Below are 23,342 nucleotides of genomic sequence, written 5' to 3' on the forward strand. Positions count from 1 at the left end.
GCCGCGGGCCTCCAGGCTCTCGATCATCGCCACCCCGATGCGGTCCTTCACCGAGCCGATCGGATTGAAGAACTCCAGCTTGGCCAGCACGCGCCCCTTGGGCTTCAGCGCCTTGGTGAGGTTGGGCAGGGCCACCAGCGGCGTGTCGCCGATGGTGTCGATGATGGAGTCGTAGATCTTGCCTCGCCCGGCGCGCTTGTAGCGGGCGGCGTCATAGGCGGAGGTGTCGGCGGCGTTGGCCATGGGTCTGGTCTCTGGAGGTGTCTCTTTGAGGCCAGACCCTACCCCCGTGGCGGGGATTTGGAAGGGAGCTTCTCAAGCCCGATGGGCCAGGTTTTCTAAAGACCCTCAGGTCCTTCTCCCCTTGCGGGAGAAGGTGGCCCTGCGGAGCAGGGTCGGATGAGGGGTCGATGAGCCTATCGGATTGGGGCGTTTCCGAGGGGTGCGGAGCGCGAAGTGCGACCCCTCATCCGACCGGTCTCCGACCGGCCACCTTCTCCCGCAAGGGGAGAAGGGCTCACCCTACTCCGCCGCCAGCACCGCCGGCGTCCCGTCCAGCAACGGCTCCAGAATGTTCGCCGCCAGCCAGCGCACCGCCGGGACCGCCACCCCGTCGCCGATCACGTGCAGGGCCGAGGTCGCCGCGCGGGGCAGCTGGTAGGTTTCCGGCAGGCCCATCAGCCGGGCGCCCTCGCGGGGGCTGAGCAGGCGGGTACGGACCTGGCCGCCCTCCACCACCACCAGGGTCTGGCGCGAGGAGCCGCCGCGCGGGGTGCGCAGGCAGCCGGCGAGGCCGTCGAAGCGGGCCTCGGCGCGCTGCACGCGGGCCCCATTCTCCACCCGCATCCGCCGGAACAGGCCGCCGACCGCGCGCTGGCCCGAGGCCCTGAGGGCGTCGAGGCGGGCGCGGTGCAGGGGGGCCATCAGGTCGACGAGGGCCTGGGTGCGAGCGGGCGTGTGCCAAGTGACGGCCTCGTCCGGCTCCAGCAGGCTGGCGAGGTCGCTGTTGCGGGCGGCGGGCGCCGCGCCACACCACCAGATCCAGCGGTCGGCGAGGGTTGCGGGCAGGCGGGCGTGGGCCTCGCGCACCAGCCGGGTGTGGAAGGGGCTATCGCCGATCAGGTCCGAGGGGACCGGCGCCAGGGTCGCCACCACGAACACCCGGGGCCGCGACTGCGGCAGGAAGCGGGCGGCGTCGATCTCCAGGGCGCCGAAGCGGTAGCCCTGGGCCGCCAGCGCCGCGCACAGGGCGGTGAAGTCGGCGCCGGAGGTCAGCAGGCCCGACACATTCTCGACGACGATGGCGCGCGGGGCTCGACCCTGCGCGGCCAGGGCCTCCATCAGCCGCCAGAAGCCGAAGAAGGCCGAGGAGCGCCCCCCGGTCAGGCCCGCCCGCGCGCCGGCCAGGCTGAAATCCTGACAGGGCGAGGAGGCCCAGGCCAGGTCGGCGCGGCCGGGCAGGTCAGCGGCCTCCAGCTTCCAGACGTCGCCCTGATGGAAGTGGGCGCCCTCGTGGTTGGCACGGTAGGTGGCCGCCTTCACCGGGTCGAAGTCGTTGGCGAAGGCGCAGGACCAACCGTCCCCCAGGCCGAGACGGGCCATGCCGCCGCCGGCGAAGAACTCATAGAAGCTGCGTTGGGCGTTCCGACTCATCGCCGATGAGTCTAGCCTGCTTCCGCCCCTGGGAAAGGATCGCCGCCATGCGTTCAATCGTCTTCGCCGCCGCGTCCCTGCTGATGCTGGCCGCCTGCTCGCCCCAGGCCCCGGATGGCGCCGCTGCCCCGCCCCCGGCCGATGCGCCCGCGACGCCGCCCGCCGCTGCCCCGATCCCGGAGGAGTTCTCGGGCGACATGGATGCGCGCGGGACCGAGCCCTTCTGGGGCCTGCAGATCCGCGACACCCAGATCACCCTGCAGCGCCCCGACCACCCGGTGGTGGTGGGACCCAATCCAGGGCTGGTGATGAAGGATGGAAAGGCCGTCTGGGAAACCCAGGCCGGTACGAACCGGCTGGTGGTGACGCTCAGTCTTGCGGCCTGCTCCGACGGCATGTCGGACCTGAAGTACGCCTATGCGGCCGAGGTCGTGCTGGGCGGCGAGACACTGAAGGGCTGCGCGGGCAAGGCCGACGCCATGCCCAAGGAGGGGGCCTAACCCTCTCCGAGCGACATGGTGGCGATCTGGGATTCGCCGGCCTGGGCGGGCTTATGCCCGGTGGGCAGGGCCATGCCGATCAGGGCGGCGGCGAGGGTGGCGGCGGCGAAGAAGGCTTTTAGCGCCATGGCAGGGTCCTCCCGAACCCCCGTTGATCTCTTGCCGACAGCCTAGCTTGGTGGCGGTTAATGCATCGAGAAAACCCGCCGCAATTTCGCCGGTTCCCTTAACAGATCGTGACCTGCCCTTGCGGCGCCCTTGACCGGGCGGCCCCGCAAGGCGCCCAATTCGCGCACCGACAAGAACGATAGGGAGGCCGTCATGGAACGCGCCTGGGACCTGGTGATCCGCAACGGCCGGGTGGTCGATGGCTCGGGCGGCGAGCCCTATGCCGCCGATGTGGCGATCAAGGACGGGCGGATCGTCCAGGTGGGCGAGGTCCGCGGCCGGGGCGCCGAGGAGATCGACGCCGGCGGCAAGCTGGTCACGCCGGGGTTTGTCGACATCCACACCCACTATGACGGCCAGGCCACCTGGGACAGCCACATGCAGCCGTCGGCCTGGCATGGCGTCACCACCGTGGTGATGGGCAATTGCGGGGTCGGCTTCGCGCCGTGCAAGCGCGAAGACCACGACCGGCTGATCCGGCTGATGGAAGGCGTGGAGGACATCCCCTTCCCGGTGCTCACCGAAGGCCTGCCCTGGAGCTGGGAGAGCTATCCCGACTATCTCGACAGCCTGGCCGGCCGCCGCTTCGACGTCGATATCGGCAGCCAGCTGCCCCATGCGGCCCTGCGGGTCTATGTCATGGGCGAGCGCGGCGCCAACCGCGAGGACGCCACCGAGGCTGATATCGCGGCCATGGCGGCCCTGGCCCAGAAGGCGATGGAGGCCGGCGCCCTGGGCTTCTCCACCTCGCGCACCCTCAACCACCGCACCAGCGACGGCCAGCCGACCCCGACGCTCACGGCCTCGGAGGCCGAGCTCACTGGCATCGCCCTGGGCCTGGCGGCGGCGGGCAAGGGCGCCCTGCAGTTCGTCTCCGACTTCAACGACCCCGCCGAGGAATTCGCCATGCTGCGGCGGATCGTCGAAGCCTCGGGCCGGCCGCTGTCCTTCTCGCTCGTGCAGAACCCGCGCCAGCCCCGGCAGTACGAGTTCCTGCTGGAGCAACTGCACGAGGCCAACGAGGCGGGCCTGCAGATGAAGGCCCAGGTGGCGGGACGTCCGGTGGGCATCCTGTTCGGGCTGGAGCTGACCCTGAACCCCTTCACCAGCCGGCCGAGCTATCAGGCCATCGCCAAGGCGCCGCTGGCCGAGCGGGTGGCCAAACTCCGCGACCCCACCTTCCGCGCCCAGCTGTTCGCGCAGGGCGCCGCCGTAGACCCCGCCTTCGCCGCCAACATGACCCGCAATTGGGGGATCATGTTCCTGATGGGGGAGGAGCCCGACTACGAGCAGACCCCGGACCGCACCATAGCGGCGCTCGCCGCCGAACAGGGTGTGACGCCGGAGGAACTGGCCCTGGACCACATGCTGGGCAACGATGGGCGGGGCATGCTCTACCTTCCCTTCCTCAACTATGCCGACGGGTCGCTCGACCCCAGTTTCGAGATGCTGATCCATCCCGACACCGTGCCGGGCCTCTCGGACGGCGGGGCCCATGTCGGCATGATCTGCGACGGCAGCTTCCCCACCTCCAACCTCACCCACTGGACGCGGGACCGCACGCGGGGACCCAAGCTGTCGCTGGCCGCCATGATCAGGATGCAGACTCGCGACACCGCGCAGGCGGTGGGCCTGTTCGACCGCGGCCTGATCGCGCCGGGCTACCGGGCCGATCTCAACATCATCGACTATGAGAACCTGACCCTGAGATCGCCCACCGTGGCCTACGACCTGCCGGCCGGCGGGCGTCGGCTGATCCAGCGGGCCGACGGCTACGTCGCGACGATCGTGGCGGGCCAGGTCACCTATCGGGACGGCGAGCCCACCGGCGCCCTGCCCGGCCGCCTGCTGCGTGGCGGTCAGGTGGCGCCGGCCGCCATGGCCGCCGAGTAGGCGAGCCGACATAGCGAATTCAGGGAGCTTTAAATCGAACCTGTTAGCTGAGCAGGCATGCCGAACGAGATTTCCAGCAGTCGCACGCTGCACCGCCTGATCTATACCAGCCGCCAGGCCTTCGCCGCGGGCTTGGGCCACGACCAGGAGATCGAGGCCCTGATCCGCGCCTCGATCCGCAACAACCGGGCGTCGGCCATCACCGGCCTGCTGTTGGTGCATGATGGTTGGTTCGTCCAGGCCCTTGAGGGGCCCGCCGCGGCGGTCATGACGACCTATCAGCGGATCCTCAACGACCCCCGCCATACCGACAGTCGGGTGGTGTCGGCCGGCCCCGGCGGGGCCCGCGAGTTCGGCGACTGGAACATGTGCGCCCGCCGCTTCAGCCCCGCCGACGACGCCATCCTCGACGCCCTGTCGCAGAGAAGCGCCTTTGATCCCTCCGCCCTGACCGACAAGTCGGCCCTGCGCCTGCTCAAGGCCGTGCGCGGCATCCAGGACCGCACCGCCCTTTCGGCCTGACACCGGGCCCGACGCACGGCATAAGGCGGCCATGCCATCCGCCTCCCTCGACGAGGCGCGGGAGATCCTGCGCCGCACCTTCGGCCATGCCGAGTTCCGGGGCCGTCAGGCCGAGGTGATCGAAGAGGTCCTGGCCGGGCGCAGCGCCATGGCCGTGCTGCCCACCGGCGGCGGCAAGAGCCTCTGCTACCAGATCCCCAGCCTGATGCGCCCAGGCCTCGGCCTGGTGGTCTCGCCCCTGATCGCCCTGATGACCGACCAGGTGGCCGGCCTGGTGCAGTCGGGCGTCGCCGCCGCGCGGCTGGATTCCAACATCGAGCCCTGGGAGAAGGCCCAGACCTGGGAGCGGATCGAACAGGGCGAGCTGGACCTGCTCTATATCTCCCCGGAAGGCCTGATGACGTCGTCGGTCATGGACCGACTGCGCCGCACGCCCCTGGCCCTGATCGCCATCGACGAAGCCCACTGCGTCAGCCAATGGGGCCACGACTTCCGGCCCGAGTACCGGATGCTGGGACGGCTGGCCGAAATCTTCCCCGACGTCCCACGCCTGGCGGTCACCGCCACCGCCGACGCCCGGACCCGCGACGACATCCGCGCCGAACTGCGGTTGGAGAACGCTCTGGAGTTCGTGGCCAGCTTCGCCCGGCCCGAGCTGGCCCTGTCGGCGGAGCGCAAACGCGGCGCCGGCCACAAGCGGGTGCTGGAGCTGATCGAGGCCCGGCCCAACCGGTCCGGCGTCGTCTATGCCGGCTCCCGCGACGGGGTCGACAAGCTGGCGGAATCCTTGCGCGCGGCGGGAACCCATGCGCTCGCCTACCACGCCGGCCTCGACAAGGCGGTCCGGGCCGAGCGGCTGGAGACCTTCCTGGAGGCCGAGAGCGCGGTGATGGTGGCCACCATCGCCTTCGGCATGGGGGTCGACAAACCCGATGTCCGCTTCGTGATCCATGCCGATCCGCCCGCCTCCATCGAGGCCTACTGGCAGGAGATCGGCCGGGCCGGACGCGACGGCGATCCGGCCGAGGGCATCACCCTCTATGGCGCCGCCGACATGGCCTGGGCCTACCGCCGCATCGACGGCCGGGAGATGGACGACACCGTCAAGGCCGTGCAGCGGCGCAAGGTCGGCCAGTTCTACGCCATGATGGACGGGGCCAATTGCCGGGCCGCCGCCGTGCGCCGCTATTTCGGCGAGGAGGGGGTGGAGCCCTGCGGCCAGTGCGACCTGTGCCTCTCGCCGCCGGAAAGCATCGACGCCACGGAGGCGGCGCAGAAGGCCCTGTCGGCCGTCCACCGCCTGGGGGGCCGGTTCGGGCGCGGGCGGCTGGTGGAGCATCTGCTGGGCAAGACCAAGGAGCCCTCCAGCTTCGAGGCGGGCCTGACCACCTTCGGCATCGGCAAGGAGTTCAGCGTCAATGGCTGGCGCGACCTGCTGGACCAGCTGCTGTTCGACGGCCTGCTGAAGGAGGATCCAAATGACGGCCGCCCGCTGATCGGCCTGGGCGACCCCGAGGGCGTGAAGGCGGTCTATCGCGGCGAGCGCCGGGTGGGCCTGCGCAAGGCGCCGGAGGAGAACGATCCCACCACCCGCTCGGGCAAGCCCCGCAAGCGCCGCGAGGCCGCCGACATCGATCCCGGCGACGCCGCCCTGTTTGAAGCCCTGCGCTCCTGGCGGGCCGGCGAGGCCAAGCGCCAGCACGTGCCGCCCTATGTGATCTTCCCCGACCGCACCCTGATCGAGGTCGCCCAGACCAAGCCCGGCAGCCTGCCCCGCCTGGCCGCCGTCTCCGGCGTCGGCGAAAGCAAGCTCGCGCGCTACGGCGAGGCGGTGATCGAGGTGGTGAAGGGCTTCGAGGCTTAGGATGATCGCGCCGTGCCAGCCTGGCTCCGACCGGTCTCAGAAAGCCCCTGAAATCTACGCCGGCGTCAGGAAGACGTAGCGTTGATAGGGGTCGGCCAGCGCCCAGTCCGTCCCCTCGATGCGCCAGTCCGGGTAGTTTTGGGCGAGAAAGTCGAGGGTCATGGAGGTGTCGCCATAGGTGGCCTCTCCCTCCACCGTGTCGCGGCCATGCGGCGCGAAGGCGAAGCCCTCGGCGTCATGCCGGGCCTGATAGGCGGCGGCCTGGGGCGCGTATTCGGGGTTCACCACCCAGTACTCGGGAGGACGGATGGTGATGACCAGCAGGCCGTTCGGGGCGATGTGCTTGCGCAGGGCGCTGAGCGCGGCGTCGGTGGCGTTGCGCGAGGTGTGGGTGAAGACCGAGAAGGCGAACATCACGTCGAAGGCGCCTTCGGGCGCGGGCAGGCTGACGGGCAGATAGTCCGACTGGGCGATATTGCCCACCATGCCCGCCTCACGGCAGAGGCTCACCGCCAGGTCCCAGGGGTCCACCGCCCAGATCGCCTCGGGATCGGTGTAGTAATAGAGCATACGGCTGATGCGGCCATAGCCGCAGCCATAGTCCATGATCCTTGCGCCGCTCAGGGACCGGTTGCGCAGGGCGGCGTAGTTGTAGGCCAGCGCCCGGACGAAGCTCACCGTCTGGCCCAGCAGGACCTCGCCGCAGTTTCCGGTGAAGTTGCGCTGTGTCTCGTCGCTGGCCATGCGGGGCAGGAGCTTCGACAGCGCCGGGAAGTCCGCCCGCGGCAGGCTGATCATCAGCAGGCCGAAGGCGTCCAGGGACAGACGCGTCCGCAGGTAGGCGAAGACCTCATTGATCGTCGCGCCGCGCGCGGCCATCGCATCGGCTTCCGCCACGGACTTGGTTTCGTCACTCAGGAGCACGGGCAACCTTCGGTCAGGTTCGCGGCCAACGCCGCGCAGAGGGCTTCGTTTGCCCAAACCGCGCGGCCGTTACAAGTCCGGCAAGATGCCGAGAGCGTTTCCCGCCTGACTTGGATCAGGTCAGGCGATCAGGAAGAGCGACCAAGTTAGGACTCTAGAGCCCCGTTTCGATTCACTCGAACCGGGGCTCTAGCGGTCACGCTTTCGGACGGCGAACCGCAAACACTTCGCCTGAAGGCGCTTCTAGACGTCGACCTCGGCGTCGAGGGCGTTCTCCTGGATGAACTCGCGGCGCGGCTCCACCAGGTCGCCCATGAGGCGGGTGAACATGTCGTCGGCGTCGTCGGCGTGGTTGACCCGGACCTGCAGCAGGGTGCGGGCGTCGGTGTCCAGGGTGGTTTCCCAGAGCTGCTCGGGGTTCATCTCGCCGAGGCCCTTGTAGCGTTGGATGGCCAGGCCGCGGCGGCCGGCGTCCATGATCGCGCCCACCAGGTCCAGCGGACCGCGAACCGTGGTGACCTTGTCCTTGCGGGTGAAGGACGCCGGGCCCGAGAAGGTGTCGGCCATGGTGGCGGCGCGCTCGGCCAGACGCCGCGCGTCGGCGGCGTTGAGCAGCAGGTCGTCCAGCACCACGCGCTCGGAGACCCCCCGCTTGACGCGGCTGAAGACGAAGCCGCCGGCCGGCCCCGGCTCGCCGGTCCAGGCGCCGTCGCTTTCCTCGGCATAGAGATCCAGCCGCCTGGCGGCGGCCTCGATATTGGTCCCCTCGGCCAGCAGGCCGCCCAGGGCCGCCTGTTCGATGGCGAAGGCCGGGGCCCGGGAGGACAGGCGCTCGATATTGGCCTTGGCCGACCTGGAGGTCTGGATGAGCGCCAGCAGGTCGGGGCCCACCAGGCGTTCGCCGCTGGCCAGGTCCAGGGTCGCGCCCTCGAGGCCCTCGTTGACCAGGTAGGTCTCCAGGGCCGGATCGTCCTTCAGGTAGGTGATCGACTTGCCCTTGGCCGCCTTATAGAGCGGCGGCTGGGCGATATAGAGGTAACCGCGCTCAATCACCTGCGGCATCTGCCGGTAGAAGAAGGTGAGCAGCAGGGTGCGGATGTGGGCGCCGTCGACGTCGGCGTCCGTCATGATGACGATCTTGTGGTAGCGGACCTTCTCGATATCGAAGTCGTCGCGGCCGATGCCGGCCCCCAGCGCCGTGATCAGGGTGCCGATCTGGTCGGACCCCAGCATGCGGTCGAAGCGCGCGCGCTCCACGTTCAGGATCTTGCCGCGCAGGGGCAGGACGGCCTGGTTCTCGCGGTTGCGGGCCTGCTTGGCCGACCCGCCGGCGGAGTCACCCTCCACCAGGAAGATTTCGGACTTGGCGGGATCGCGTTCCTGGCAGTCGGCCAGCTTGCCGGGCAGGGATGAGATATCCAGCGCGGTCTTGCGGCGCGTCAGGTCGCGGGCCTTGCGAGCGGCTTCACGGGCGGCGGCGGCCTCGGCGATCTTCTGGATGATCAGCTTGGCCTCGACCGGATGCTCCTCGAACCACTGGCCGATGCCGTCGGAGACCAGACCCTCGACGGCGGGACGCACCTCCGAGGACACCAGCTTGTCCTTGGTCTGGCTGGAGAACTTGGGGTCCGGCACCTTGACCGACAGCACGCAGGTCAGGCCCTCGCGGCTGTCCTCGCCCGACAGCGAGACCTTCTCGCGCTTGGTGGCGCCGGAGCTCTCGGCATAGCTGGTGATGATGCGGGTCAGGGCCGAACGGAAGGCGGCCAGGTGGGTGCCGCCGTCCTTCTGCGGGATGTTGTTGGTGAAGCAGAGGACGTTCTCGTGGTAGCCGTCGTTCCACCACAAGGCCAGGTCCAGCTCGACGTTCTCACGCTTGCCGCGCACCACGATGGGGGTCTTCAGGACCGGGGTCTTGGCCTTGTCCAGGTGGCGGACGAAAGCCTCGATGCCGCCCTCATAGTGCAGGACCTCCTCGAAGGGTTCGGCCTCGCGATGGTCCTTCAGCCAGATGGTCACCCCGGAATTGAGGAAGGCCAGCTCGCGCAGGCGGTGCTCCAGGGTCTTCCGGTCAAACTCGACGAAGGCGAAGGTCTCGGTGGAGGCCATGAAGGTGACCTCGGTCCCCGACAGGAACTCGCCGTTTTCGCGCAAGGGCGCATCGCCGGTGACGATCAGCGGCGAGACCGCGTCGCCGCGGCGGAACTCCATCTCGTAGGCCTTGCCGCCGCGATAGATCTTCAGGCGCAGCCAGTCCGATAGCGCATTGACCACCGAGACGCCGACGCCGTGCAGGCCGCCGGAGACCTTGTAGGAGTTCTGGTCGAATTTGCCGCCGGCGTGCAGCTGGGTCATGATGACCTCGGCCGCCGAGACACCTTCACCCTCGTGGATGTCGGTGGGGATGCCGCGGCCGTCGTCGGTGACGGTGACCGAGCCATCAGCGTTGAGGATCACCTCGACCCGCGTCGCCCAGCCGGCCAGGGTCTCGTCGATGGCGTTGTCCACCACCTCATAGACCATGTGGTGCAGGCCCGACCCGTCATCGGTGTCGCCGATGTACATGCCGGGGCGCTTGCGCACGGCGTCGAGGCCCTTGAGGACCTTGATGGACTCCGCGCCGTACTCGGCTTGGCCGTTGTTCTCGGGGGTGTTGTCGGGGATCTGCGTTTCGTCGGTCATTCGGTATCCAGATAGGTCAGGCTGGAGCCGTCCACATGGACGCCCTGGGCCCGGCCCTTCAAATCTTCGAACAGGTGCTCATCGGTGCCGGTGAGGAAGGCCTGCAGCTTGAGCGCCGTGATTTCGTCGAACAATGCGGCCCGCCGGCGGCGGTCCAGATGCGCTGCGACTTCGTCTAGCAACAATATAGGGTTTGGTCCTGATTCTGCACGTGAAAGTCGCGCCGCCTGGCCCAAAACAAGGTTCAGAATCAGGGCTTTTTGCTCCCCGGTCGAGCATTCCGCCGCGGGGCGGTCCTTTTCGGCGTGAATGACCTCCAGATCCCCCCGATGGGGCCCGGTCAGCATGCGGCCGGCGGCGGCGTCCCGCTCGCGGGCGCCGGCCAGGGCGGTCACCAGACGGGCCTCGATTTCCCCGGTCTCGACGCCCTCGCGGGCCATTTGCTCCCAGGGCCCCGACAGGCGCAGCCGGGCCTGGGGAAAGGGCCGGTCGCCCCGCTCGTCGATCTCGGACTGAAGAGCCGACAGCGTCCTTGCCCGCGCCGCCGCCATCAGGGCGCCGGCCTCGGCCAACCGGGCCTCAAGCGCGCTCAGCCAGTCGGCGTCAGCGGGGCCGTCGGTGAGCAGGCGCATCCGCTCGCGCTGGGATTTCTCGTAGGCGCTGGCGTGGGCCGCGTGGGCCGGCTCGGCGGCGAACACCAGGCGATCAAAGAACCGGCGGCGGTCGCCAGCGCCCTCCAGGAACAGGCGGTCCTGGGCCGGCGTCAGCCAGACCTGGCGCTGATGGTCGGCCAGGCGGCCGGGCGGGACCGGCTCGCCCTCCAGCCGCACGGTGCGCCGCGCGGCGCCGGCGACCTCGGTCCCGGTGCCCAGGCGGACAGGCTCGCCGTCGATCTCGAGGGTGGCGGCGACGGCCCAGGCGCGGCCCTGGGTCTCGCCGGGCATGCGGCGCCCCACCTCGGCCAGGCTCGCCCCGCGCAGGCCGCGTCCAGGCGTGAGCAGGCTCACGGCCTCCAGCAGATTGGTCTTCCCCGCCCCATTGGGCCCGATCAGGTACACCGGCCGCCCGTCCAGCGGCAGCTCGGCGCGGCCGTAGGAGCGGAAGTCGGTCAGGGTCAGGCGGGTAAGGGCCGTGCGGGTCACCGGCGGGTCATAGCCGGTTTTTCCACCTCACCCCACAGCCGTGATCGCAGCCCTAGACCCGCAGCGGCATCAGGACGTAGCGGACGTCGGGGTCGGTGGGGTCGAGGACCAGGGCCGGGTCGTTGGGGCCGCCGAAGCGGAACTCGGCCATCTCGGCGCCGATCTGGTCGGTGACGTCCAGCAGGTAGCGGGCGTTAAACGACAGTTCGAAGCTCTCGCCGTCGTAGTCGACCTCGATTTCCTCGACGGCCTGACCGGCTTCCATGTTGCGGACCGTCAGGATCACCCGGCCCGGCTCGATGGCCATGCGCACCGAGCGGCTCTTCTCGGCCGAGATGGTGGCCACGCGGTCCACGGCTTTGGCGAACAGCTTGTTGTCGACCATCATCACCCGGTCGTTGTCGCGGGGGATGACCCGGACATAGTCGGGGAAGTTGCCGTCGATGACCTTCGAGGTCAGGGCCGCGCCGCCGAACTCGAAGCGCACCTTCTGGGGGCTGAGCGCCAGGTCGACGGTCTCGCCGGCGTCCTCCAGCAGGCGCCGCGCCTCGTTGACGGTCTTGCGGGGCACGATGACGCCGGGGGTTCCGGCCGAGCCCTCGGGCGCGATCATCTCGGCGAGCGCCAGGCGGTGGCCGTCGGTGGCCACGGCGCGCAGCTTGGCCACGCCGCCCTCGACCACCGAGTGCAGGTAGAGGCCGTTGAGGTAGTAGCGGGTCTCCTCGGTGGAGATCGCGAACTTGGTCTTGTCGATCAGGCGGATCAGGTCGCCGACATCGACGCCGATGCGGCCCGACAGGCCGTCGGCGGACATCACCGGAAAGTCGCCGGCCGGCAGCACCGGCAGGTTGAAGCGCGAGCGGCCGGCGGCCACGGTCAGGCGCGGATCCTCGCCGGTGAAGGACAGCGAAACGTCGGCGCCGTCCGGCAGCTTTCGGACGATCTCGTAGAGGGTATGGGCCGGCGCGGTGATCTGGCCGGGCTGCTCCACCTGGGCGAAGGCCTCGTCGATGATCTCCATGTCGAGATCGGTGGCCGAGAAGGTCAGGCGCTCGCCCTCGGCCGAGAGCAGCACATTGGAGAGGATCGGAATGGTGTTGCGGCGTTCCACCGCGCTTTGCACATGCCCGAGCGCCTTCAGAAGCGCCGCCCGTTCGATCGTCAATTTCATGGTCAGTCCGAACCTGTGGCGCAGCGGCGCGCGTGCGCGCCGTCACCCCCCGAGAATAAAGGACTTGCGACTTTAGCCAAAACCGCGCGGGACGAAAGGGCCTCCGGGCCGCTCTTCTGGGGAAGACGAAGATATGTCGCGGTTGGCGGCTCGGAGTCCGGGTCCGGTGGTGACCCGCCGGCTCCGCGCGCCTATCTTGATCCCATGACCGACACGCCGATCACCGACCCCCCGCCCCTGCCCGACCTGCCCCGCGACAACACCCAGGACGGGCCGGCGGTCCGACTCTATCTGGTGGACGGGTCGGGCTTCATCTTCCGGGCCTTCCACGCCCTGCCGCCCCTGACCCGCAAGAGCGACGGCCTGCCGATCGGCGCGGTGTCGGGCTTCTGCAACATGCTGTGGAAGCTGCTGGTGGACATGAAGGCGCAGACCGATGCGCCGACCCATCTGGCGGTGATCTTCGACCACTCGGAGAAGACCTTCCGAAACAAGCTCTACGACCAGTACAAGGCCCACCGCCCGCCGCCACCGGAAGACCTGATCCCGCAGTTCCCCCTGGTGCGGGAGGCCACGCGGGCCTTCGGCGTCCCCAGCCTGGAGCTGCCGGGCTACGAGGCCGACGACATCATCGCCGCCTATGCCTGCAAGGTGCGCGACATGGGGGGCGAGGTGCGCATTATCTCCTCGGACAAGGACCTGATGCAGCTGGTGGGGGATCGGGTGTTCATGATGGACACCATGAAGAACCTGCTGATCGGCCGCGAGCAGGTGATCGAGAAGTTCGGGGTGCCGCCGGAGAAGGTGGTGGACGTCCAGTCCCTGTGCGGCGACAGCGTCGACAACGTGCCCGGCGCGCCCGGCATCGGCGTCAAGACCGCCGCCCTGCTGATCAACGAATATGGCGACCTCGACACCCTCCTGGCCCGGGCCGGAGAGATCAAGCAGGACAAGCGCCGCCAGACCCTGATCGACTTCGCCGACCAGATCCGGCTGTCGCGCCAGTTGGTGCAGCTGGACTGCGACACCCCCCTGCCCTCCCCCATCGACGACCTCAGGGTGGCCGAGCCGACCGCGGAGATCCTGGCCGCCTTCCTGGAGGAGATGGGGCTGCATACCCTGGGCCGCCGCGTGGCCAGCGGTGGCGGCGGGACCCGCGCGCCGGCCGCGCCCTCGACGCCCGCGCCCCGTCCGACGACCGTCACCGACCACGGCCCCATCGACACGACGAAATATGTCTGCGTGCGGGACCTGGAGACCCTCGACGCCTGGATCGCCAAGGCCCATGGCGCCGGTGTCATCGCCTTCGACACCGAAACCGACTCGCTATCCTCGGCCAATGCCGGGCTGTGCGGGGTGTCGCTGGCCATCGCGCCGGGCGAGGCCTGCTACATCCCGGTGGGCCATGAGCACGAGGGCGGTCTGGAATTCGACGCGCCGGCCGACCTGACCCAGATCAGCCACGACGAGGTGATCGCCCGGCTGAAGCCGCTGCTGGAGGACCCGACGGTCCTGAAGGTGGCGCAGAACGCCAAGTACGACATCGCCGTCCTGTCGCGCCAAGGCATCAACGTGTCCCCCATCGAGGACACCATGCTGATCAGCTATGTGCTGGAGGCGGGCCTGCACAAGAGCCACGGCATGGACGAACTCTCCAAGCGCTGGCTGGAGCACGAGCCCATCGCGTTCAAACAGGTGGCCGGGACCGGCAAGGCGCAGAAGAGCTTCAAGCACGTGCCGCTGGAGCCGGCGACCTGCTACGCCGCCGAGGACGCCGACGTCACCCTGCGGCTCTATCTGATGCTGCGGCCGCGGCTGAACACCGAGGGCCTGCTCACCGTCTATGAGACCCTGGAACGCCCCATGCCCGCCGTCCTGGCGCAGATGGAGATCGAGGGCATCCGCATCGATCCCGACCAGCTGGCCCGGCTGAGCCACGACTTCTCGGTGCGGATGACCGAGCTGGAGGCCCAGGCCCATACCCTGGCCGGCCGGCCCTTCAACCTCGGTAGCCCCAAGCAGATCGGCGAGGTGCTCTATCAGGAGATGGGGCTGGCCTCGAAGAAGACCACGGCGACGGGCGCCCAGGGCACCGACGCCTCGATCCTCGAGGACCTCGCCGCCGCCGGCCACGAACTGCCCCGGGTTCTCCTGGACTGGCGGCAGCTGTCGAAGCTGAAGGGCACCTATACCGACAACCTGGCCGCCGCGATCTCGCCGCGCACCAACCGCGTCCACACCAGCTATGCCCTGGGGGCCACCACCACCGGCCGGCTCTCGTCCTCCGACCCCAACCTGCAGAACATCCCGGTCCGCACCGAGGAGGGCCGCAAGATCCGCAAGGCCTTCATCGCCGAGCCGGGCCATGTGCTGATCAGCGCCGACTACAGCCAGATCGAACTGCGCCTGCTGGCCCATGTCGGCGACATCCCGCAGCTGAAGAAGGCCTTCCTCGACGGCCTGGACATCCACGCGGCCACGGCTTCGGAGATGTTCGGGGTGGCGGTGGAGGGGATGCCCGCCGAGACCCGACGCCGCGCCAAGGCGATCAATTTCGGCATCGTCTACGGCATCTCGGCCTTCGGTCTCGCCAACCAGCTCTCCATCCCGCAGGACGAGGCCGGGGCCTATATCAAGACCTACTTCGAGCGCTTCCCTGGAATCCGCACCTATATGGACCGCGCCAAGCAGGAGGCCCGCAGCCAGGGCTTCGTCAGCACCATCTTCGGCCGCAAGGTCAATATCCCGGCGGTCTATTCCAAGTCCCAGGCCGAGCGCGCCTTCGGCGACCGCGCGGCCATCAACGCTCCGCTGCAGGGCGCCGCGGCCGACATCATCCGCCGGGCGATGATCCGCATGCCGGCGGCCTTGAAGACGTCGGGCCTCAAGGCCCGCATGCTGCTGCAGGTGCACGACGAACTGGTCTTCGAGGCCCCCGAAGCCGAGGCCGATGAGCTGATCAAGGTCGCCAAGCGCGTCATGGAACACGCCGCAGAACCGGTGGTGGCGCTCTCGGTGCCGCTCGTGGTGGAAGCCCGCGCCGCCAGCAACTGGGACGACGCGCACTAAACCTTATGTGTCATCCCGGTTTCCGCGCCAGCGGAAGACCGGGACCCATAGACACCGATCTCTCCGGCACGCCCCGCGCGTCTGGGTCCCGGACAAGCGCTGCGCGCTTTCCGGGATGACAGCTTTGGGGATCGGTCCTCTAATCTCCCCCGTGGCGTCCGCGCCGCGATTTCAAAGACAGAAAATTTCGCGCCCTGTCGGCGCGGGGGGGAAGCCCATGATGACGTTGAAGTCGGCCCTGCTGGCCGCGACCCTTTGCATTGCGCCGATGAGCGCGCTGGCTCAGACGGCCCCGCCCGCCGCCTACGCCCCGCCGCCCGGCGCCACCGAGGAATTCGCCACCCTGCGGGACGGGGTGAAGCTGGCGGCCAATGTGTTCAAGCCGCAGGGGACAGGCCCCTGGCCGGTTGTGCTGAGCCGGACGCCCTATCTGAAGGACGGGCGCGGATCGCCGGCCCAACTGGCCGCGGCGGGCAAGAAGTACACCGACGCCGGCTACGTCTTCGTGCTGCAGGACGTGCGCGGCAAGGGCCACTCAGAGGGCTTCTACCAGGCCTATGTCACCGACATCGAGGACGGCTACGACAGCGTCGAATGGGCGGCGAAACAGCCCTGGTCCAATGGCAAGGTGGGGGTCACCGGCGCCTCGGCCCTGGGCGTCACCTCCAACGCCGCGGCCATGGCCAATCCGCCCCACCTGAAGGCGGCCTATGTGGTGGTGGCGCCCTATGACCGCCTGCATTCCAGCTTCATGGGCGGGGTGATCAAGGAGAAGGACACGGTGGGCTGGCTGAAGGGCCAGAGCGTGTCGGACGCGGAGATCGACGAGGTGCGGTCGCGCGCCGCCGACGACATCTTCTGGAACCGGTTCGCCATGAGCCCGAACCGCAAGTACATCACCGTGCCGATCTACAATGTCGGCGGCTGGTACGACATCTTCAACCAGGGCAATACGTCCAACTTCACCTGGCTGCAGAACCAGGGCTCGAAGGGCGCGCGCGGCAATCAGAAGCTGCTGATGGGCCCCTTCGGCCACGGCCCCTTGTCGGGCGACCTCGCCTATCCCGGCCAGGACCAGCTGCAGGGCGCCTTCGGGAACGAACTTCGCTGGTTCGACTACTGGCTGAAGGGGATCGACAGCGGGATCATGGACGAGCCGCCGGTCAGCTATTTCATGATGGCCGGGGCCCGGAAGGGTGCGGCCTCGCCGAAGAACCGCATGCTGACCTCGGCCAACTGGCCGCCGGCCAACCGCGAGGTCAGGTACTATCTGACGCCAGACAGGGCCTTGACGACCAAGGCGCCGGCAGCCCGGGACGCCAAGCTCAGCTACAGGTTCGATCCGGCCAACCCGGTGACGACCTTCGGCGGCGCCAACCTGACCTTCGACCGCGGTCCGGAGGATCAGCGCCAGGTCCCGGACCGCCAGGACTACCTGCGCTTCCAGACCCCGGTTCTCGACAAGGACGTGGCCATCGCCGGCCCCGTGAAGGTCGAGCTCTACGGCGCCACCGACGGCCTCGACACCGACTTCATGGCCAAGCTGGTGGACGTCTATCCCGACGGCTACGAGGCCCTGGTGCTGGACGCGCCCATCCGCGCCCGCTACCGCCACGGCCGCATGCCCGACGACGTCAGGATGATGACGCCGGGCGCGCCGGAAGAGCTGGTGATCGACCTGTGGTCCACCGCCATCACCTTCGAGAAGGGCCACCGGATCGCCGTCCACATCACCTCCTCGAACGCGCCGCGTTTTGAGGTGAACCCCAATACTGGCGAGGCGCCAGGCAAACAGACCCAGAAGCCCCGCGTGGCGGTCAACAGCGTCTATATGGACGCCAGCCACCCCTCGGCCCTGGTGCTGCCGGTGATCTATCCGGAGACGAACTAGGAACCGGGCGCCCAGGCTGACGTTCCCGCCCCAGCGCCGCTTGGGCGCCGGGGCCCCGTCCGTGCCGACCTCCGCCACCGAACCCGCCGCCAGCGCCTTGGCCCAGGTCCGCGCCTGGCTGCGGGTCGCGCCCTGGAGCGCCCTGGCCGAACTCGCCTGCCGGGCCGGCTACCTGGCGCGGGGCTTCATCTATCTCAGCATCGGGATCATGGCGGTGGCCGCGGCCCTGGAACTGACACCGAAGGCGCAGGGCTCGCGCGGGGTGCTGGAGGCCTGGGCCCACTGGCCCTTCGGCGTCGTGCTGCTGTGGCTGGCGGGGCTTGGCCTCTACGCCTTCGCCGGCTGGCGGCTGCTGCAATCGGTGTTCGACGCCGACCGGCAGGGCGACAGCCTGAGGGCCATCGGCTCACGTGTCGGCCAGGCGATCAGCGGGGTCGTCTATGGCGCTCTGGGCATCTCGGTCTTCGGCCTGATCGACACCCTGGAAGACCTCACCGAGACCGACGACCAGGCCCAGACGCGCCAGGCGGTAGCCGCGGTCCTCAGCCTGCCGGGGGGCGAGCTGCTGATCGCCGCGGCAGGCCTCTTCATCCTGGGGGCCGGCCTCGGCAACATCATCCAGGTCTTCGGCCGCGACTTCTGCAAGCCGCTCGCCTGCGACGCGGTGATCGGACGATGGGCGTCCTGGGTCGGGCGCGCCGGCTATCTGGGACGGGGGATCGCCTTCCTGCCGGTAGGCGGCCTGATGCTGATGGCGGGGCTGAAGGCGCGCAGCCAGGAGGCGACCGGCATGGGCGGCGCCCTGCAGATGATGGAGGGCCAGCCCTATGGGGACGCCCTGATGACCACCGTGGCCCTGGGCCTGATCGCCTTCGGCGTCTTCGCCTTCATCGAGGCCCGCTATCGTCGGATCGCCGTGGACGACGTGCTAGGCCGCTGAACGGACCGCGCGAGCCTGCAGGATGCGGGCGCCGCTGTCATCCAGTCGCACGGCGGTGAGCAGGCCGGTGGCGTAGGCCCCGGTGTCGACCCCGATGCGCCGGCCTGGGATGATCTGCGGCTCCTCCATCGGCGTGTGGCCGTGGACGATGATCTTCTCGAACTTCGCGGTCGACTGCAGGAACTCCGCCCGGATCCAGAGCAGGTCGCGCTCCACCTGGCGCTCCAGCGGCACGCCGGGACGGACGCCGGCATGGACAAAGGCGTAGTCCCCCAGGGTGATCATGATCTCCAGGTCCTCGAAGAAGGCCTTGTGAGCCTCCGGCAGCGCCTCCCGGAAGGCCCGGCGCGCGGTCTCCCAGGCCTCGGGATCGGTGCGGGTGGCCGGGGGCTGGACCCCGTAGGAGGCGAGCGTCGCCGAACCGCCGTGCTCCACCCAGGTCTGGCCGAAGCCCGGCTCGTCGCGGAACTGCAGCAGGGCTTCCTCGTGATTGCCCTTCAGGGCGCGGACCTCGAAGGCCGGCTCGGTCTGCAGGCGCAGGATGGCGTCAATCACCTGGGCCGAGGCCGGGCCTCGGTCCACATAGTCGCCCAGCAGGATCAGCATCGGCTGCTGGCTCGGCTGGGAGACCAGGACGTCCTGGGCGATGACGTGCAGCAGGGCGTCGAAGGCGTCGAGGCGGCCGTGGATGTCGCCCACGGCATAGGCCAGCCGCCCCTGGGTGGTGGGCGGTGCTTCCGGGGTCTTGCGGCCGAACAGACGGGAGAACAAGGGCGGACCTCTGATTGAGCGCCCTAGTTTAGGAAGACCGCCCGGGGTGTTCAACGCGCGCGAGCCCGGAAAGACGCCCCGCCGCAATCCCGGTCAAGCTGGCGCCAGGTTCGGGCGGTTTTTTGGCCGCGAGGCGCACCCTAGCGGCGAGCCGTGAACAAGTCGTCAGGGCCGGACAAGGCCCTTGGGACCGGCGCAGCCGATCCAGCCGGTGGGGCTGCGGCGATAGACCCTCAGATCATAGGCCCCCGGGGGCACGTCCTGGAGATTGAGCGTGCTGGAAAAGCCGCTGGGCTCCACCACGGGACGCTTGAAATAGATCCCGACGTCGGGGCGGACCTGGTTCATCTCCAGGGGCTGAACGAAATCGCCGGCCGGGCCGCTGAGCCGCGCCGCCCCCTGGGTGGGACGCGGCTCGGCCGAGAGATCGGAGATCCAGCCGGCGACCACCAGGCCGCGAGCATGCATCAGGGCCTGGTCCACCGCGCAGGTCGGGATGGGAACCGAGGCGTCGAGGCCGGCCAGGGCCGCCGGCGCGGCGCTCAGCGGGACGAAACGCCCGCGCGAGGGGGCCGACGGGGCCAGCGGTCCGTGGGTCGGGGCGCCGGGCAGGGCCCGCTCGATCCGCGTCTCGGCGGCCTCCGAAACCGGGGGCGAGCCGCGCATGGCGAAGCCCAGGCCGTGCTCCTGCACCTCCAGCATCACCACATCGGGATGGAAGCGGTCGATCAGGTCCTGGCGCCAGAAGCCGTCGTCGATGTGGGTCAGGACCACGCGGCTGAAGTGACCCAGCAGGAAGGGTGTCAAGGCGTTGGAAAACGAGTCGCGGGTCAGCAGCAGGGTCGGCTTGCCCGTCTCACCGGTGTCCACCACCTGGGGCGCGGTCCAGCCCCGGCGCTCGGAGAGCCAGGTGGTCCTGTAGGCGTCGGCGGCGGGATCGACATAGCCGCGATAGTGGATCGGCACGAAGCTCGCCACCCCCAGCATGAGGGCCAGGTCGCGGGGCGGATTGACCCCGTTGACCACCGGTTGGAAGTCGCTGAGCGGCCGGGTGGCCTGGGCCACGCCCTGGGCGCGCAGCCTCTGCAGGATCGCGGCGTAGGCGGCGTAGGCGGCATCGCCGGTCCAGTGGGTGTCGTGACGGCTGAAGGCCTGCGTCCCCGAGACGGCGACCGCCAGGACCGGGTCGCGCAGGTGAACCACGTGGCCGGGCTCTGTGCGGGCGGCAAGGCTCGCCAGCGTCAGGCTGGTCCGCCGCGGGCTCGGCCCCGGATACCAGGCCGGGCCGAACTGCGGATAGATGGTCTCCTTGGCCGGGGGGACCACCACAAGATAGGCCGCGCCCTGGGCCTGCAGGGTCTCGACCCGGGCTGACAGGCCCCGCAGCCACTCGGCGGCCTCGGCGTCGGTCAGCGGCGGCTTGGCCCGGGCCGGCCCCAGGCGCGTGCCGTCATTATAGAACAGCCAGCCCTTGCGGCCGGCCAGCACCCTGTCCGAGCCGCTGTCGCCGATCGCCAGCCGGGCGGCGTTCAGCCAGCCGATCAGATAGGGGCGCGCGGGGAAGCGGTCGGCCACCCAGGCGTCGGTCTGGTGGCGCAGGTCGTCCAGCCTGGCGATCCCCGCCCAGGCCGGCGGCCCGGCCAGCACCCGGCCCTCCTGCAGCTGCGGGGGCTTGATCAGCGGGCGCAGCAGGAAGGCCGCGGCCATCAGCAACAGAACCGTGGCGATCAGGCCGGGACGGGGGACGGGCTTTTCCATGGCCCCCTCAGAACCTGAAATAGAGGAAGGGGTTGAGGGTCGAATTGACCAGCACCGCGATGCTGATCACGAACCCCGCCGCCAGGACCGGGGTCGGCAGTACGTGGGCGCCCCGGGTGTCCAGGTGGGCCGGCAGGTTTGGCGACGGCGCGTCGGAACGCGGCGCCTTCAGCCGGGTCATCACCGCCTGCAGGGTCGGGAAGGCGAAGACGGCGCCGGCCGCGAAGGCCAGCAGCATCTCGGTGTCCAGCAGGTACTGCAGGGTCAGACCCAGCGGCTTGAAGGCGCGGGGGTCCAGCATCACCGCAAGGTAGTCGAGGGCGGCCGGGAGATCGGCGGCGCGGAAGAAGACCCAGCCGATCACCACCACCACCAGGGCGTAGGCGTGCCGCAGGAGCCTCGGCGCGGCGGCCAGAACCCGGTCGAACCCGAACCTCTCCAGCATTAGGAACGCCCCGTGATAGAGGCCCCAGACGATGAAGCTCCACGCCGCCCCGTGCCACAGGCCGGTGAGGAAGAAGACGATCAGCAGGTTGCGGATGGTCCGGGCCTGCCCGCCCCGGTTTCCCCCCAGCGGAATGTACACATAGTCCCGGAACCAGGAGGACAGCGACATGTGCCAGCGCCGCCAGAAGTCGGTCAGGGACGTCGCCGCATAGGGGTGGTTGAAGTTCTTCGGGAAGGTGAAGCCCAGCATGAAGGCCAGGCCGATGGCCATGTTCGAATAGCCGCAGAAGTCGAAATAGATCTGCAGCGCGTAGGCCAGGGCGCCCAGCCAGGCGGCCGTCGCGGTGAGGGTTCCCGGCGCCAGGCCGAAGGCGTGGTCGGCCACCGGCGCCACGGTGTTGGCGATCAGCACCTTCTGGCACAGCCCGATGATGAAGTACTGGAACCCCAGGCCGATGCGGCCCGACCCCTTGCGGTCGCTCTGCAGCTCCTCGCGGATGTCGGCATAGCGCACGATCGGCCCGGCGATCAGGTGCGGGAACATCAGGATATAGGCCGAAAACCGCGCCAGGGACCGCTCCACCGGCACGGCGCGGCGGTAGATGTCGATGGCGTAGCTGATCAGCTGGAAGGTGAAGAAGGAGATGCCCAGGGGCAGGCGGTGGGTCAGTTCCGGCAGCGGGGTTCCGGGCAGGACGTCGTTAAGGGTCTGGGCCAGGAAGGCGGCGTACTTGAACCAGGCCAGGACGGCCAGATCGAGCACGATCATCAGGCTGAGGATCAGCCGGCGGCGGCCCCCGGTCGCCGCGCCGTCCATGGCGCGCGCGCCGGCATAGTTGGCGCCGATCAGCCCGAGCAGCAGGAAGACATAGGCGCCCTCCCCCCAGACATAGAAGGCCACGCTGCCGACCAGCAGGGCGCCGGTCCGCCAGCCGCTGACATAATAGCCAAGCAGGAAGACGGGCAGAAAATAGAAGATGAAGATGATGGACGAGAAGACCATCCGCCCCCCAAGGCCGACCGACGCGGTTTGTGGCAGGCGCCGGCCCAGGCGGCAAGGCGCCCCGGCCCGGATTCAGGGAAGGTTCCTGGTGGAGCCGAGCGGAATCGAACCGCTGACCTCCTCATTGCGAACGAGGCGCTCTACCATCTGAGCTACGGCCCCAGGAGGCGCGGAATAAGCGTTTTACGACCCCTCCTGTCAAGCGGCAGAAATGCGCGATGGCGACGCAGCGGCTTGCCAGCCCCCCGCGGGCCCCTTTAAACCCACGCCATGGGCAGTTTCCTCTATTTCATCGTCAGTTCGCTTCTGAGCCTGCTGATCTTCGCGATCTTCGCCAACGCCATCATCTCGTGGCTGGTGGCCTTCGATGTGATCAACCTGCGCAATCAGGTGGTCTACAATATCGCCAAGTTCCTGGACGCCGTGACCCGGCCGATCCTGGCGCCGTTCCAGCGGATCATTCCGCCGCTGGGAGGCGTGGATATCAGCCCGATCATCGTCCTGCTGATCCTGCAGGGCATCAAGGCCTACCTGCTGCCCATGGCGTTCGGGCCGCTCGTCGCCCTGATGGGCTGATGCGCCTGCCCGTCCGGGTGACGCCCAAGGGCGGCCGGGACAGGGCGGACGGCTGGGCCCTCGACGCCGAGGGCCGCCCCTATCTGAAGGTGCGGGTCAGCGCCGTGGCCGCCGAGGGCGCGGCCAACGCCGCCCTGCTGGCCTTCCTCGCCAAATCGCTCAAGCGGCCCAAGTCGTCCCTGCGCATCGCCTCAGGCGAGACGGCGCGGGTCAAGATGATCGAGGTCGACGACGCCACGGAGGCCGACCTCGCCTTGGCCTTTGGGCCTAGGCCCTAGACCCTTTCCGGATCAGGTTGAAACAACCTGATCGGATAAAAAGGGTCTAGCTTCTTGAATCTAGAGCATGTCCGGGCGGCGAACCGGTTC

Annotated in this window: 19 protein-coding genes and 1 tRNA gene; 9 read left to right on the forward strand and 11 right to left on the reverse strand. The window is 69.2% G+C overall.

Features of this window, described 5'->3' with window-relative positions; all coding sequences use genetic code 11:
* Nucleotides 1-243, reverse strand: a 243-nt coding sequence (locus tag Q7J39_RS07495; RefSeq protein WP_304822250.1) for a pyridoxal-phosphate dependent enzyme, incomplete at its 3' end; no start/stop codon positions are given.
* A gap of 279 nt (nucleotides 244-522) precedes the next feature.
* A complete protein-coding gene (locus tag Q7J39_RS07500; RefSeq protein ID WP_304822253.1) occupies nucleotides 523-1,653 on the reverse strand; it encodes a DNA cytosine methyltransferase in 1,131 nt (376 codons plus the stop codon).
* A 47-nt stretch (nucleotides 1,654-1,700) separates the two neighbouring features.
* On the opposite strand from Q7J39_RS07500, the gene Q7J39_RS07505 reads away from it, so the two are divergent.
* Nucleotides 1,701-2,153: a COG3650 family protein gene (locus Q7J39_RS07505; RefSeq protein WP_304822256.1), complete on the forward strand. Its 453-nt coding sequence runs from the start codon at nucleotides 1,701-1,703 to the stop codon at nucleotides 2,151-2,153.
* Here Q7J39_RS07505 and Q7J39_RS07510 read toward each other — a convergent pair.
* Nucleotides 2,150-2,281: a hypothetical protein gene (locus Q7J39_RS07510; protein WP_304822258.1), complete on the reverse strand. Its 132-nt coding sequence runs from the start codon at nucleotides 2,279-2,281 to the stop codon at nucleotides 2,150-2,152. The genes Q7J39_RS07505 and Q7J39_RS07510 overlap by 4 nt on opposite strands.
* 193 nt (nucleotides 2,282-2,474) lie before the next feature.
* Between Q7J39_RS07510 and Q7J39_RS07515 the strand changes: the two genes are divergently transcribed.
* Genes Q7J39_RS07515 through recQ form a run of 3 tightly spaced genes read left to right on the forward strand, consistent with a single transcriptional unit; the run spans nucleotide 2,475 to nucleotide 6,600 of the window.
* Nucleotides 2,475-4,214, forward strand: coding sequence for an amidohydrolase family protein (locus Q7J39_RS07515; protein WP_304822262.1), 1,740 nt, complete (start codon nucleotides 2,475-2,477; stop codon nucleotides 4,212-4,214).
* A 57-nt stretch (nucleotides 4,215-4,271) separates the two neighbouring features.
* The gene (locus Q7J39_RS07520) at nucleotides 4,272-4,736 is read left to right on the forward strand and encodes a BLUF domain-containing protein (protein WP_304822265.1); all 465 of its coding nucleotides are present in this window, start codon (nucleotides 4,272-4,274) and stop codon (nucleotides 4,734-4,736) included.
* Nucleotides 4,737-4,767: 31 nt separating this feature from the next.
* Nucleotides 4,768-6,600: a DNA helicase RecQ gene (recQ, locus tag Q7J39_RS07525; RefSeq protein ID WP_304822269.1), complete on the forward strand. Its 1,833-nt coding sequence runs from the start codon at nucleotides 4,768-4,770 to the stop codon at nucleotides 6,598-6,600.
* Nucleotides 6,601-6,654: 54 nt separating this feature from the next.
* On the opposite strand, the gene Q7J39_RS07530 is transcribed toward recQ, so the two are convergent.
* From Q7J39_RS07530 to dnaN, 4 genes are all read right to left on the reverse strand, one after another.
* Complete coding sequence (locus tag Q7J39_RS07530) at nucleotides 6,655-7,524, reverse strand: class I SAM-dependent methyltransferase (protein ID WP_304822272.1); 870 nt, start codon at nucleotides 7,522-7,524, stop codon at nucleotides 6,655-6,657.
* 243 nt (nucleotides 7,525-7,767) lie between these two features.
* Nucleotides 7,768-10,206, reverse strand: coding sequence for a DNA topoisomerase (ATP-hydrolyzing) subunit B (gyrB, locus tag Q7J39_RS07535; protein ID WP_304822275.1), 2,439 nt, complete (start codon nucleotides 10,204-10,206; stop codon nucleotides 7,768-7,770).
* Entirely contained in the window at nucleotides 10,203-11,348 is a 1,146-nt protein-coding gene (gene recF, locus Q7J39_RS07540; RefSeq protein WP_304822278.1) for a DNA replication/repair protein RecF, read from the reverse strand. The genes gyrB and recF overlap by 4 nt, the downstream gene beginning before the upstream one ends.
* Nucleotides 11,349-11,400: 52 nt before the next feature.
* Nucleotides 11,401-12,519, reverse strand: coding sequence for a DNA polymerase III subunit beta (dnaN, locus tag Q7J39_RS07545; RefSeq protein WP_304822281.1), 1,119 nt, complete (start codon nucleotides 12,517-12,519; stop codon nucleotides 11,401-11,403).
* Nucleotides 12,520-12,723: 204 nt separating this feature from the next.
* On the opposite strand from dnaN, the gene polA reads away from it, so the two are divergent.
* From polA to Q7J39_RS07560, 3 genes are all read left to right on the forward strand, one after another.
* Complete coding sequence (gene polA / locus Q7J39_RS07550) at nucleotides 12,724-15,588, forward strand: DNA polymerase I (RefSeq protein WP_304822284.1); 2,865 nt, start codon at nucleotides 12,724-12,726, stop codon at nucleotides 15,586-15,588.
* Nucleotides 15,589-15,805: 217 nt separating this feature from the next.
* Entirely contained in the window at nucleotides 15,806-17,479 is a 1,674-nt protein-coding gene (locus Q7J39_RS07555; protein WP_304822287.1) for a CocE/NonD family hydrolase, read from the forward strand.
* A gap of 61 nt (nucleotides 17,480-17,540) precedes the next feature.
* Entirely contained in the window at nucleotides 17,541-18,419 is an 879-nt protein-coding gene (locus tag Q7J39_RS07560) for a DUF1206 domain-containing protein (RefSeq protein ID WP_304822291.1), read from the forward strand.
* On the opposite strand, the gene Q7J39_RS07565 is transcribed toward Q7J39_RS07560, so the two are convergent.
* The 4 genes from Q7J39_RS07565 to Q7J39_RS07580 form a co-directional block, all read right to left on the reverse strand.
* Nucleotides 18,408-19,190 carry a metallophosphoesterase family protein gene (locus Q7J39_RS07565; protein WP_304822294.1) on the reverse strand — a complete coding sequence of 261 codons (783 nt, stop codon included), beginning with the start codon at nucleotides 19,188-19,190 and terminating at the stop codon, nucleotides 18,408-18,410. The genes Q7J39_RS07560 and Q7J39_RS07565 overlap by 12 nt on opposite strands.
* 165 nt (nucleotides 19,191-19,355) lie before the next feature.
* Nucleotides 19,356-20,948, reverse strand: coding sequence for a hypothetical protein (locus tag Q7J39_RS07570; protein ID WP_304822297.1), 1,593 nt, complete (start codon nucleotides 20,946-20,948; stop codon nucleotides 19,356-19,358).
* 7 nt (nucleotides 20,949-20,955) lie between these two features.
* Complete coding sequence (locus Q7J39_RS07575) at nucleotides 20,956-22,398, reverse strand: MBOAT family protein (RefSeq protein WP_304822300.1); 1,443 nt, start codon at nucleotides 22,396-22,398, stop codon at nucleotides 20,956-20,958.
* An 86-nt stretch (nucleotides 22,399-22,484) separates the two neighbouring features.
* Nucleotides 22,485-22,560 (reverse strand) — tRNA-Ala (locus Q7J39_RS07580).
* Nucleotides 22,561-22,668: 108 nt separating this feature from the next.
* Here Q7J39_RS07580 and Q7J39_RS07585 point away from each other — a divergent pair.
* Together Q7J39_RS07585 and Q7J39_RS07590 are read left to right on the forward strand one after the other, a co-directional pair.
* Nucleotides 22,669-22,974 carry a YggT family protein gene (locus tag Q7J39_RS07585; RefSeq protein ID WP_304822303.1) on the forward strand — a complete coding sequence of 102 codons (306 nt, stop codon included), beginning with the start codon at nucleotides 22,669-22,671 and terminating at the stop codon, nucleotides 22,972-22,974.
* On the forward strand, nucleotides 22,974-23,252 hold the full coding sequence (locus Q7J39_RS07590; RefSeq protein WP_304822306.1) for a DUF167 family protein: 279 nt from the start codon (nucleotides 22,974-22,976) through the stop codon (nucleotides 23,250-23,252). The genes Q7J39_RS07585 and Q7J39_RS07590 overlap by 1 nt, the downstream gene beginning before the upstream one ends.
* Nucleotides 23,253-23,342: the final 90 nt, after the last annotated feature.

Origin of the sequence: Phenylobacterium sp. (assembly GCF_030651185.1) — a bacterium.
Lineage (GTDB): Bacteria > Pseudomonadota > Alphaproteobacteria > Caulobacterales > Caulobacteraceae > Phenylobacterium.

Excerpts from the sequence above, each read along its gene's own strand:
- Q7J39_RS07500 (WP_304822253.1), bottom strand. The coding sequence starts at position 1,653 with ATGAGTCGGAACGCCCAACGCAGCTTCTATGAGTTCTTCGCCGGCGGC.
- Q7J39_RS07505 (WP_304822256.1), top strand. The coding sequence starts at position 1,701 with ATGCGTTCAATCGTCTTCGCCGCCGCGTCCCTGCTGATGCTGGCCGCC.
- Q7J39_RS07510 (WP_304822258.1), bottom strand. The coding sequence starts at position 2,281 with ATGGCGCTAAAAGCCTTCTTCGCCGCCGCCACCCTCGCCGCCGCCCTG.
- Q7J39_RS07515 (WP_304822262.1), top strand. The coding sequence starts at position 2,475 with ATGGAACGCGCCTGGGACCTGGTGATCCGCAACGGCCGGGTGGTCGAT.
- Q7J39_RS07520 (WP_304822265.1), top strand. The coding sequence starts at position 4,272 with ATGCCGAACGAGATTTCCAGCAGTCGCACGCTGCACCGCCTGATCTAT.
- recQ (WP_304822269.1), top strand. The coding sequence starts at position 4,768 with ATGCCATCCGCCTCCCTCGACGAGGCGCGGGAGATCCTGCGCCGCACC.
- gyrB (WP_304822275.1), bottom strand. The coding sequence starts at position 10,206 with ATGACCGACGAAACGCAGATCCCCGACAACACCCCCGAGAACAACGGC.
- dnaN (WP_304822281.1), bottom strand. The coding sequence starts at position 12,519 with ATGAAATTGACGATCGAACGGGCGGCGCTTCTGAAGGCGCTCGGGCAT.
- polA (WP_304822284.1), top strand. The coding sequence starts at position 12,724 with ATGACCGACACGCCGATCACCGACCCCCCGCCCCTGCCCGACCTGCCC.
- Q7J39_RS07555 (WP_304822287.1), top strand. The coding sequence starts at position 15,806 with ATGATGACGTTGAAGTCGGCCCTGCTGGCCGCGACCCTTTGCATTGCG.
- Q7J39_RS07570 (WP_304822297.1), bottom strand. The coding sequence starts at position 20,948 with ATGGAAAAGCCCGTCCCCCGTCCCGGCCTGATCGCCACGGTTCTGTTG.
- Q7J39_RS07575 (WP_304822300.1), bottom strand. The coding sequence starts at position 22,398 with ATGGTCTTCTCGTCCATCATCTTCATCTTCTATTTTCTGCCCGTCTTC.
- Q7J39_RS07585 (WP_304822303.1), top strand. The coding sequence starts at position 22,669 with ATGGGCAGTTTCCTCTATTTCATCGTCAGTTCGCTTCTGAGCCTGCTG.
- Q7J39_RS07590 (WP_304822306.1), top strand. The coding sequence starts at position 22,974 with ATGCGCCTGCCCGTCCGGGTGACGCCCAAGGGCGGCCGGGACAGGGCG.